The sequence below is a fragment of the Christiangramia aquimixticola genome (assembly GCF_048285835.1).
In the GTDB taxonomy this organism is placed as follows: Bacteria; Bacteroidota; Bacteroidia; order Flavobacteriales; family Flavobacteriaceae; genus Christiangramia; species Christiangramia aquimixticola.
This window is the reverse complement of the sequence record NZ_JBLVTL010000006.1, coordinates 150,674-161,754: the sequence shown is the minus strand read 5'-3', so window position 1 is coordinate 161,754 and position 11,081 is coordinate 150,674. Positions and strand designations below refer to the sequence as shown.

At 38.8% G+C, this 11,081-nt stretch carries 12 protein-coding genes; 8 read left to right on the top strand and 4 right to left on the bottom strand.

Annotated features, from left to right (window positions below; all coding sequences use genetic code 11):
- Positions 1 to 104: 104 nt before the first annotated feature.
- On the bottom strand, positions 105 to 1,355 hold the full coding sequence (locus ACNKXV_RS12740) for a type IX secretion system plug protein (RefSeq protein ID WP_417908120.1): 1,251 nt from the start codon (positions 1,353 to 1,355) through the stop codon (positions 105 to 107).
- A 160-nt stretch (positions 1,356 to 1,515) separates the two neighbouring features.
- On the opposite strand from ACNKXV_RS12740, the gene ACNKXV_RS12735 reads away from it, so the two are divergent.
- The 8 genes from ACNKXV_RS12735 to ACNKXV_RS12700 are packed head-to-tail and all read left to right on the top strand — an operon-like array spanning position 1,516 to position 8,913.
- Entirely contained in the window at positions 1,516 to 2,859 is a 1,344-nt protein-coding gene (locus tag ACNKXV_RS12735; protein WP_417908119.1) for a Na(+)-translocating NADH-quinone reductase subunit A, read from the top strand.
- Positions 2,860 to 2,873: 14 nt separating this feature from the next.
- Positions 2,874 to 4,067, top strand: coding sequence for an NADH:ubiquinone reductase (Na(+)-transporting) subunit B (locus tag ACNKXV_RS12730; protein WP_417908118.1), 1,194 nt, complete (start codon positions 2,874 to 2,876; stop codon positions 4,065 to 4,067).
- Positions 4,068 to 4,069: 2 nt separating this feature from the next.
- Positions 4,070 to 4,813: a Na(+)-translocating NADH-quinone reductase subunit C gene (locus ACNKXV_RS12725; protein ID WP_417908117.1), complete on the top strand. Its 744-nt coding sequence runs from the start codon at positions 4,070 to 4,072 to the stop codon at positions 4,811 to 4,813.
- 2 nt (positions 4,814 to 4,815) lie between these two features.
- Positions 4,816 to 5,562 carry an NADH:ubiquinone reductase (Na(+)-transporting) subunit D gene (locus tag ACNKXV_RS12720; RefSeq protein WP_417908116.1) on the top strand — a complete coding sequence of 249 codons (747 nt, stop codon included), beginning with the start codon at positions 4,816 to 4,818 and terminating at the stop codon, positions 5,560 to 5,562.
- A gap of 27 nt (positions 5,563 to 5,589) precedes the next feature.
- A complete protein-coding gene (gene nqrE / locus ACNKXV_RS12715) occupies positions 5,590 to 6,204 on the top strand; it encodes an NADH:ubiquinone reductase (Na(+)-transporting) subunit E (protein WP_417908115.1) in 615 nt (204 codons plus the stop codon).
- Positions 6,205 to 6,219: 15 nt separating this feature from the next.
- Positions 6,220 to 7,506, top strand: coding sequence for an NADH:ubiquinone reductase (Na(+)-transporting) subunit F (gene nqrF, locus ACNKXV_RS12710; RefSeq protein ID WP_417908114.1), 1,287 nt, complete (start codon positions 6,220 to 6,222; stop codon positions 7,504 to 7,506).
- Positions 7,507 to 7,546: 40 nt separating this feature from the next.
- Positions 7,547 to 7,903 (top strand): Na(+)-translocating NADH-quinone reductase subunit F, encoded by a 357-nt coding sequence (locus ACNKXV_RS12705; RefSeq protein WP_417908113.1) that lies wholly within the window; start codon positions 7,547 to 7,549, stop codon positions 7,901 to 7,903.
- A gap of 2 nt (positions 7,904 to 7,905) precedes the next feature.
- Entirely contained in the window at positions 7,906 to 8,913 is a 1,008-nt protein-coding gene (locus ACNKXV_RS12700; protein ID WP_417908112.1) for an FAD:protein FMN transferase, read from the top strand.
- On the opposite strand, the gene ACNKXV_RS12695 is transcribed toward ACNKXV_RS12700, so the two are convergent.
- The 3 genes from ACNKXV_RS12695 to map all read right to left on the bottom strand — a co-directional run bounded on the left by ACNKXV_RS12695 (position 8,914) and on the right by map (position 11,053).
- Positions 8,914 to 9,678 carry a class I SAM-dependent methyltransferase gene (locus ACNKXV_RS12695; RefSeq protein ID WP_417908111.1) on the bottom strand — a complete coding sequence of 255 codons (765 nt, stop codon included), beginning with the start codon at positions 9,676 to 9,678 and terminating at the stop codon, positions 8,914 to 8,916. It lies immediately after the preceding gene.
- A 3-nt stretch (positions 9,679 to 9,681) separates the two neighbouring features.
- Complete coding sequence (locus ACNKXV_RS12690) at positions 9,682 to 10,152, bottom strand: HNH endonuclease (RefSeq protein WP_417908110.1); 471 nt, start codon at positions 10,150 to 10,152, stop codon at positions 9,682 to 9,684.
- Between the two features lie 85 nt (positions 10,153 to 10,237).
- On the bottom strand, positions 10,238 to 11,053 hold the full coding sequence (gene map, locus ACNKXV_RS12685) for a type I methionyl aminopeptidase (RefSeq protein WP_417908151.1): 816 nt from the start codon (positions 11,051 to 11,053) through the stop codon (positions 10,238 to 10,240).
- Between the last annotated feature and the right edge of the window lie 28 nt (positions 11,054 to 11,081).

Genomic DNA, 11,081 nt, shown 5'->3' with positions numbered 1-11,081 from the left:
TTGTCACATCTGTCTAATGGTAAGCCACAGTTTAAGCAACTTTCACCCCGGAATTTAAAAATCGATTCAGTTTTAGTAGGCTTTTCCCGCATGGGTGAAAAGGATTAGTTCCGGATGTTTCTTGAGCTGGCGTGACCTATCCCAATTATCCTGTCATATCTTGCTCCCGGCGGACTGTAATACACCAGGATCTGATAATCATTTTCAGTCTCATCAAAATTCCCACTAATAAACCCTTCGTCAATAGCGCCGTTTTCATCTACCAGCACATATTTGTAATTATAATAACCTTGTTTAAATAGCCGCGCACCTTCATAAAGTCCGGTTCCTTCATTATAGGTCAGTTTTGTGCTGGCATCAATTGTAAAATTATTGAAAGCACCATATATATGTACCTGCTGTCCTTTTAGGTCATCATAATTTTTTAATCTAAAATGGATCCAGACATAATCTGCTTCCCGGTTGGAGTTTTCAGCCAGGAAATTCCTGATCACGAATTTCCCATTAATATCAGGATTATATGAATAAGGTTGATTGGCTCTGGTGAGATCTATATAGAGAAAATGATGATAATGGTCTCCCAGTTCTACAGAAGAAATATCAGCCGTGGTCACCCTAATGTCCTTATTGTCGAATTGTAAAAATTCATTGCCTCCCCAGAATGCAGATTCTTTATCATATCTATAAATCAATTCATTGGCAATACTATACTGAGGTTTAAGATTGGTGATCGCGGTATTGAGATTGGAATTCTGGATCAAAGCAACTTTGAGGTTGTGATCCGGGTTTTTAAGGATAAGTTCAGGAGAATTTATGCTGAAATTTACGACTTGTTTCTCATCGATATAATTGAGGTCTCTCGATCTTTTAACTTCTGCGGCTACCTGAACAATGGGTTCATATACCATGAATTTTCTGGAAAAAACCAATTCCCGGTTGACATTAAAAATACTTAAAAGGTAATTTCCGGAAACCTTTAGATGCTTTACATTTTTATTAGGAATACTTAATTCATAATGTGTGAATGGCTGTAATGTGTTTAAAGCGTTGTAATGGTCAGAAATTCGAACATTGTCGAAGCCTTCAAGGTATTCGGTTTTATTCAATTCGGTGGGAGTCCAGTCAAAATTGAAGTGTTCCAGCGTATAATAATAGTCTGCCTCATCGCCTATAATATCGTCAAAACTTAGTTGAATGGATGCTCCCAGGGGAACCATGGGAGTCCCGCCACTTTCCATCGCATTACCTTTAAGAATTACAGTTCTAATAAAAGGGGGAGGGGCGGTTTCTTCTATTTGTGCAAATAAATTGGCGCCGATTAATACAAATAGAATGAATACGGAAAAGGCTTTCATATTTAAGAATATTACACAAATTTAAATGAATATTCCATTATTTGTCTTTTTTATTTAACAGTTGACCAAACTAAAATTCTTTTAAATCTTGTGAAAAATGGCGTTAAAATTCATAAATTTGCCCGACTTTAAACTAAAAATTTAACATACACTCCATCCTATGTCAAAAGACATTCGAATTAAAAGAGGATTATCTCTGCGATTAGAAGGAGAGGCGGAAAAAGAGCTTGTAAAGGCTCCAAGATCCAAGACTTACGCGATCAAACCGCCAGATTTTCACACTGTTGTTCCTAAAATGGTAGTAAAAGAAGGTGCTAAACTTCTTGCCGGTGATGAAATCTTCTATTCGAAGTATACAGAACAAATTCGCTTTACGACACCCGTTAGTGGTATTTTAAAAGAAATTAAAAGAGGGGATAAAAGAAGGATCCTGGAAGTTATTATCGAAGCTGATGCTGAAAATGCTTACCGTGATTTTGGTAAGATGGACCCGGCAAAAGCTGAAGCTAATAAGGTAAAGGAAAGGATTCTTGAAAGTGGCTGTGGAGCCTTTATCTATCAACGACCTTATGATATTGTCGCTGATCCTAAGGATACTCCAAAAGCTATTTTTATCTCTGCAGTAACTACTGCGCCTCTTGCGGCTGATAAAGGTTTTATAATCAAGGACAAAGTAGCAGCTTTTCAGGCTGGTATCGATGCTTTGAGAAAACTTACACCGGGGAAGGTACATGTTGCTGTTGATGATTCTTCTTCACAATACCTGAAGAATATTCAGGGTGTGGAATTGCATCATGTTAAAGGAGCTCACCCTGCAGGAAATGTGGGAGTTCAAATTCACAAAATTGATCCAATAAATCAAGGTGAACGTATTTGGACTGTTGGGATAGAAGATGTTGCCATTATTGGTAATGTTTTCTTAACCGGAGAATTCAGAGCTGAGAGAACTGTTGCTGTAGCCGGAAGTGAAGCTAAAAACCGAAAGTATTATCAGGTTAATATCGGAGCGAATGTATCAGACCTTATTGGTCAGGCTTCTGAAGATGTTAGGATAATTTCTGGTGATGTGCTTACCGGTACCAAGCTAAGTAATAATCAATATATAGGTTTCTTTGAGAACGAAGTAACCCTGATCCCTGAAGGGAATAACTACCGTATGTTCGGGTGGTTGCCTTTTACCTATAATAATATACATTCTAATTCAAGGACTTCTCTATCCTGGTTGTTCCCTAATCGTAAGTATGCGCCAACTACCAATTTAAATGGTGAAGAGCGAGCGCTTGTGGTGACAGGTGAAATGGAAGAGGTGTTACCAATGGACATTTATCCAATGCAACTTATCAAGGCTTGTATGGCCGGTGATATCGAGAAAATGGAAAATCTTGGTATTTATGAAGTTGCGCCGGAAGATTTCGCCATGGTAGAATACGTAAATACTTCTAAGATCGAAATTCAGGAAGTAATTCGTTTAGGTCTGGATTTAATGATTACCGAAGTAGGTTAAAAAGCTGAAGAATTATGGAATGGATTAGACAAAGATTAGATAAAATTAGAGAGCCTTTTAATAAAGGTAATAAACTTGAAAAGTATGCTCCGGCGATAAATGCCTTGGATACTTTCCTGTTTACTCCTAATCATACAACAAAAAAAGGAGCACACATTCGTGATGCTGTGGATCTTAAAAGAGTTATGATCACCGTGGTGGTTGCTCTTGTTCCTGCTTTGTTATTTGGGATGTGGAATAGTGGATACCAGTATCTGCACCAGTTACCTGAATATGCAGCAGAGGGAGTGCCTTTTATGGATGCTTTTATACATGGCGCCATGAAGATCTTACCTATGATCGCTGTATCTTATGGAGTAGGTCTTGGAATAGAATTTGCTTTCGCGATCTTTAGAGGTCACGAGGTAAACGAAGGTTATCTGGTAACGGGATTACTTATACCTATGATCATGCCAATAGATATCCCGCTTTGGATGGTGGCGTTATCTGTTGTGTTTGCAGTATTAATTGGAAAGGAAGCATTCGGTGGAACCGGGATGAACATTCTTAACCCGGCACTTACAGCAAGAGCATTTGCATTTTTTGCTTATCCTACTTTTATGTCGGGTAACACTGTATGGGTTAGTAATGCTTCTGAAGTAGACGGAGTATCCGGTGAAACAATTCTGGGTAATCTTGCCGCTGGAAACGAGGTAACTCATTCAGTAATGGATATGTTCTACGGAATAATTCCAGGGTCTATAGCAGAAACTTCAGCATTATGTATCCTTGCGGGTGCTTTACTCTTACTTTTTACAGGAGTTGGAAACTGGAGAATTATTGTTAGTGGATTTATTGGAGCCGCAGTAATGGGATTGATCTTTAATGCACTTCCGTCACTTGGAGTTGCAGGTAATGACCTTACAAACTTCCCTTGGTATTCACATTTATTAGTTGGTGGACTTGCCTTTGGTATTGTTTTTATGGCAACCGATCCGGTTTCTGCAGCACAAACCTTTAAAGGAATGTGGATCTACGGATTCCTGGTAGGATTCTTCTCGATTATGATTAGAGTTTTCAACCCTGCATATCCGGAAGGAGTTATGCTCGGAATTCTGTTGATGAACGTTTTCGCACCAACCATCGATCATTATGTGATCCAGGCAAATGTGAGCCGAAGAAAGAAAAGACTTAAAAGTGCTAATCATCAGATAGAAACAGCAGTTTAGTTATGGAACAGAAATCAGTAAATAAAACAAATAGCAACGGGTACACATTCTTGTTCGCTGTGATCCTTGTGGTGGTGGTAGCATCTGTGCTTGCTTTTGCTGCGACTTCACTTCAGCCTACCCAGCAGGATAATGTTCGTAAAGAAAAAATGCAGAACATACTTGCTACTGTGGGGATAACTACAGACAGGGATGGTGCTAAGAAACTATACGATCAATATATCGTTGAAGAGATTGCTCTTAGAGAAGATGGTACAGCAGATGAGTCTGTTGATGCATTTAAGGTAGATCTTGCCAAAGAGCTTAAGAAGCCTGTAAATGAGCAAATATTTCCTTTATATGTAGCTGAAGTTGAAGGTTCCAAATATTACATCGTTCCTCTTAGAGGAAACGGTCTTTGGAATGCGATCTTTGGATATATTTCATTAAAAGATGATATCAATACCATTAAAGGTGCTACTTTCGATCACCTTGGAGAAACTCCGGGTCTTGGAGCAGAAATTACCAAGGAATGGTTTAAAAAGAAATTCGAGAACGAAAGAATTTTTGACGACAGTGGTAATTTGGTAGGAGTCTCTGTAGTAAAAGGAGATATTGACCCTTCAAATAAGGAAGATAATAAAGTAGATGCTATCTCTGGTGCAACTATTACCGGTGACGGTGTTTCTGATATGATCTCAGAAAGACTTAAGCGTTACTTGCCTTATTTTAAGAAGCAAAAGGATATTAAAGTAGCAATAAATTAATTATGGCTAAAGAAACAAAATTCAACTCTGCTAAAGAGGAAGAAAAGAAACAGGAAATGATCCTTTTTCTTTCAGATTCTGAAGAAAAAGAACATTTTCTTTCTAAAGGAAATAGAAAACTATTATCAGATCCTTTGGACGATAACAACCCTATTACCGTACAGGTATTGGGAATCTGTTCAGCCCTGGCAATTACGGTTCAGTTAGAACCTGCAGTGGTTATGGCGATCGCGGTAATGGTGGTAATGGCTTTTAGTAACATGATCATCTCCATGCTAAGGAATTTAATTCCAAGCAGGATCAGGATCATCGTGCAATTAGTGGTTGTAGCTTCCCTGGTAATTCTTGTAAGTGAGATCCTTAAAGCCTACGCTTTTGACGTGAGTAAACAACTTTCGGTATTTGTTGGACTTATTATTACCAACTGTATCGTAATGGGTCGTTTGGAAGCCTTTGCTTTAGGTAACGGTATTTATAAATCGTTCCTGGATGGAATTGGAAACGCAGCCGGTTACGGATTAATCCTTGTGATCGTTGCTTTCTTCAGAGAGCTTTTAGGTTCAGGGAAATTATTCGGATTCGAAGTATTAGGTCATAAAGCCGCTACTGTAGCCGAGTCTACCGGTCTTTATGCTTTAGGCTATGAAAATAACGGTTTGATGTTGCTTTCACCAATGGCACTTATCGTAGTAGGACTTATTATTTGGGTTCAACGTGCGAGAAACCGTAAATTAATTGAAGAGAACTAATAGCTGAACGGCAAAAACGTATAAAAAATGGAATTAGTTAATCTATTTGTAAGAAGTATTTTCATTGAAAATATGATATTCGCCTACTTTCTGGGAATGTGTTCCTACCTGGCGGTATCAAAAACTGTAAAGACAGCTGTTGGTTTGGGTGCTGCCGTAATATTCGTACTGGCTATTACTGTACCTATCAACTTTTTACTTGATAATTACCTTTTAAAGCCTGGTGCTTTAACCTGGCTGGGAGCTGAATTTGCTGATGTTGATCTTAGTTTCTTAAGTTTTATCATGTTTATCGCGGTAATCGCGTCCATGGTACAGCTTGTTGAAATGATCGTGGAAAAGTTTGCTCCTGCTTTATATGGTGCACTTGGTATTTTCCTTCCTCTTATTGCCGTAAACTGTGCGATCCTTGGAGGTTCATTGTTTATGCAGCAAAAAGATTTTAGTGGAATTTCTGAAGCTATTACCTACGGTTTAGGTAGTGGAATAGGATGGTTCCTTGCTATCATCGCGATTGCAGCCATTAGAGAGAAGATTGCATACTCAAATGTTCCTGCGCCATTAAAAGGTCTTGGTATTACTTTTATCATTACCGGTCTTATGGCTCTTGGATTTATGAGTTTTATGGGAATTAAATTATAATCGTAAAAAAAGATTATGACAGTTATAATAGCTAGTGTTGTAGTATTCTTAGTCCTGATTTTATTATTGGTTTCCATCCTTTTGGGGGCAAAAGCCAAATTATCACCATCAGGGCCTGTAACTATTAATGTAAATAACGAAAAAGACCTTGAGGTAGGTTCAGGAGGAACCCTGCTTACCACTCTTGGTGATAATAAACTTTTTCTTCCTTCTGCCTGTGGAGGTGGTGGTACATGTATACAATGTAAGTGTATCGTAGAAGAAGGTGGAGGAGCAATTCTTCCTACTGAAGAGCCTCACTTTACCCGTAAAGAGATCGCCAACGGTTGGAGACTTGGTTGCCAGGTAAAGGTGAAGCAGGATATGAAGATCACCATTCCTGAAGAAGTTTTTGGTATTAAGAAATGGGAAGCGACTGTAGTGAGAAACTACAACGTTGCCTCTTTCATTAAGGAATTTGTTGTTGAGATTCCTGAAGATATGGATTATAAGGCTGGTGGATATATTCAGATTGAAGTTCCTAAAACTGAAGTTAAGTTTCAGGATATGGATATCACCGCTCACCCTGAAGAACATGAAACTCCGGATAAATTTAAAGCTGAATGGGATAGATTCAATTTATGGCCATTAGTGATGAAGAACCCTGAAACTGTGGAGAGAGCTTATTCTATGGCTTCTTACCCTGCTGAAGGACGTGAGATCATGCTTAACGTGCGTATTGCTACTCCGCCATGGGATAGAGCAAAAGACGGATGGATGGATGTTAATCCTGGAATCGCTTCGTCTTATATCTTTAGTCTGAAAAAAGGTGATAAAGTAACCATTTCAGGACCTTACGGTGAATTCTTTATCAATGAGTCTGAAGCAGAAATGCTTTACGTTGGTGGGGGAGCCGGTATGGCGCCAATGCGTTCGCACCTTTACCATTTATTCAGAACCCTTAAAACCGGAAGAAAAGTAACTTACTGGTATGGAGGTAGATCTAAACGTGAATTGTTCTATACAGAACATTTTAGAGCATTAGAAAGAGACTTCCCTAATTTCAAATTCTACCTTGCGCTTTCTGAGCCAATGGAAGAAGATAACTGGAAAGTAAAACAAAGTCTGGATGATGAAGGAGATGGATTTGTAGGCTTTATTCACCAGGTAGTAATTGATAACTACCTTTCTAAACATGAAGAACCAGAAGAGATCGAACTATATTTCTGTGGACCACCATTGATGAACAAAGCTGTTCAAAAAATGGGAGAAGATTTTGGAATTCCACCAGAAAATATTCGATTTGATGACTTTGGAGGATAATATTTAATCCCGCTTCGGCGGGATTTTTTTATATTTAGACATGCCTAAATTAAATAAACAGGAGTTACATAACCTTGCCATGAATATTGTGGGGAAGGAGCTGGAAGATGACGGTTTTGAATTTCTGGGGGTTAATAGTAAACTTAAAAAGAATCCACAGTTTGTGGCTCTTAAGGATACTAAATTACATTTCGTTATTGTAAGAGCAATAGAATATCCAGATGATCCGGCAGCTTTTGACCCGGCTTTTATGCAGGAAATAAAGGAACATGCCGAGAAGTTTAATGCAAAAACTTTTTATGCCGGGGTTGGATTGGCCAATTCAAACGATTACGAAAAGCCAATTAATAGCGAGGAAGATTATATTGTAAATTATCAGGGCTTGAAAGAATTTTAGTTATGTTAAAGAAGTTGATTTTATTAGTAGTTCTAATCTCCCTTTCTGCATGTGGAGAACAAGATGTTGAATCACAAAAATATCAGGGTGAAGCATTAGGAACCACTTATGCTATTCAATTTTATTCTGAAGAGGAAATTGCTTTTGAGAAGGGAATGGATAGTATAATCAACCAAATTAACAAGTCGATGAGTACTTATAGTACTAACTCTGATATTTCCAAGGTAAACCGTGGGGATACTACTGTGAAAGTAGATGCTCATTTTCTCAAAGTTCTGGAAGCCTCCAGAAAAATTTACGAGGAAAGCAACGGCTTTTTCGATCCTACCGTGGGAGTGCTTGTAAATGCTTATGGTTTTGGCCCGGAAAAGCAAATAAATGAATTGTATACCGAAACCCTTGATTCTTTAAATAATCTCGTAGGCCTCAATAAAATCAGTATTAAAAAAAATGGCGCGGTAAGCAAATCGACTCCTGGTGTTTACCTTGATTTTAATGCCATCGCTAAAGGGTACGCGATAGATGTAATTGCAGATTATCTCGAATCTAAGGCTGTTGAGAATTATTTGATCGAGCTGGGTGGGGAATTAAGAGCTAAGGGTAAAAACCTTAAATCTGGTAATTCATGGCTTGTAGGTATCGATGATCCATTTCAAAAACAGGAGCGCAACCTTAAAGCCAAGCTTAAACTTGACAATGCCTCAATGGCGACTTCAGGTAATTATCGTAAATACCGCGTAGATTCAGTTAGCGGAAGACAATTTGTGCATACGGTGAATCCTATAACCGGCTTTGCTGAAAAAAGCAATTTATTAAGTGCTACGGTAATTGCTGAAAACTGCATGCTGGCTGATGGTTATGCGACAGCAATGATGGCTATGGGACTGGACAGAACCAAGGAAATGCTGAATAGGGTTGACGGGATTGAGGTTTATTTAATGTATTCCAATGCCAATGGAGACCTGCAAACTTATATATCTCCCAGTCTTAAGGAGAAGCTTGTAAAATAATTATTTCCGGCAAACGGGAATGATCTCTCCTGGCGCCAGTCTGTAAAGGTCTATTTCCTGCTGACTTAATTTGGAAGTATAATCTACTTCGTCAACCGTGAAACCAATTTTTCTAAGTTTCTCAAAGTAATCCCTTCCATATATTCTAACATGATCATATTGACCAAAGATCTTTGCTCTTTCTTTAGGATCTGTAATAGAGTCATCCTGAAAAGTTTTATCTCTGGAGAGGTCTTGCGGAATTTGAAGTATCGCAGTGCCACCAGGTTTTAAAATCCGGTAAAGTTCCTGCATCGCTTTGGTGTCATCAGGAATGTGCTCCAAAACATGATTGCAAAGGATGAAATCAAAACTATTCTCTTCGAAAGGAAGATCACAAATATCAGCCTTTACATCAGCCAATGGTGAATTAAGATCGGTAGTTATATACTCAAGATGCTGTAGCTTACGGAAGCGCTTGTAAAAGGCCTGTTCCGGAGCGAAATGCAAAACCTTCTGAGGTTTGGTAAATAGGTCGGTGTTTTCCTTTAAATAAAGCCATAGGAGTCTGTGCCTCTCGAGAGAGAGGGTGGAAGGTGAAAGCACATTTTGCCGTTGATTCTCATACCCGTAAGGCAGGAATCGCCTGAAACTACTTCCATCTATGGGATCGATATATTGGTCACCTTTAAGATAAATCTTTAAAAACGGCCTTATCAAGTAACTGGCTCTAATAAGAACGGGCCTGGGTATACTGTTTAAGGCCAGTTTAAAAAGATTACTCATTGGCTATACTTCGATATCACCCCAGTTTTCTCCAGATTTGATGCGGTATAACTGCATCTCTGAAACTCCGAATTGTTTGGCAAGTACCTTAATTCGGGTTTTCCTGTCTGGATCTAAAAGTTTTTTCTTCAAAATTACGGCCTGTGCATAGGTTAGCTTGGAGTAGGAGGTAACCTTTCTAAGCTTACGATTCCTTTTGTTCTCCTGAACCTTAGGACTGTTATATTGATGTTGGACCCATTCGTCTTTGGTGGCCCACGCCAAATTAGATACGCGATTATCGTTCTTCACAAAATTTTTGTGGATCACATATTGATCGCCCTCTTTCTTTTCTAAAAACATTTCAGCAATAATGCGATGAATGTAGTAAGTCTTGTGCTTACCATTCTTCAATTTTACCGCGAAGTTTAAATATCCACCTACTTTTCCGCCTTTCATCAAGTCTCCTTCGGGATTTTTTAGATAACTAATCATCCGTCCGAAATTTGAGACCTTGTAGATGAAGCGGTCTTCCCAGGAATCTTTGTGTAGGGTTTTCCAGATTTCCTGTCTGTAACTTTTAATCATAAACTTTTGCTCTAAATTCGTCTTCTTCTGTTGAATTGATTTTTAAGGATTCATAAATAAATTTAAATGTAGATAGTAATTCTGGTTTTCCGTCAATCAGTGCGACGTCATGCTCAAAGTGAGCACTGGGTTTATTATCGGCTGTAAGTATAGTCCAGCCATCTGGTAATTGTTTAATTCTTTTAGTGCCAAGGTTGATCATAGGTTCTATCGCTACTACCATTCCCTCAACAAATTTCTTTCCACGGCCACGTTTCCCATAGTTCGGCATTTCCGGGTCTTCATGCATGGTCTTTCCAATTCCATGACCTACAAGTTCACGAACTACTCCGTAACCATGATCCTCGGTATATTTCTGGATGGCGTATCCCACATCACCCACACGGTTGCCTACCTTAAATTCTCTTATTCCTTCATAAAGGGATTCTTTGGTCACCTGAAGTAACTTTTTCACTTCAGGAGCGACTTCACCAACTTCAAAAGTATAGGCGTGATCGCCATAAAACCCATTTTTAAGCGCTCCGCAGTCTATGCTTATAATATCTCCGTCTTTTAGAGGAGTATTATTAGGAACTCCGTGAACCACCTGTGCATTGGGGCTCATACAAAGAGAATTAGGAAAATCGTAAAGGCCTAAAAACCCTGGAACTGCTCCATGGTCTCTTATAAATTCTTCAGCCAGTTTATCAAGTTCCAGAGTTGTCACTCCCGGTTTGATCTCAGGAGCCAGCATCCCTAAAGTTTTTGAAACTATCAGGGCACTTTCACGCATCAACTCAATTTCTTCTCTGGACTTTGGTATAATCATATCAATTTTAAAATCTTCGGAAGAGTCC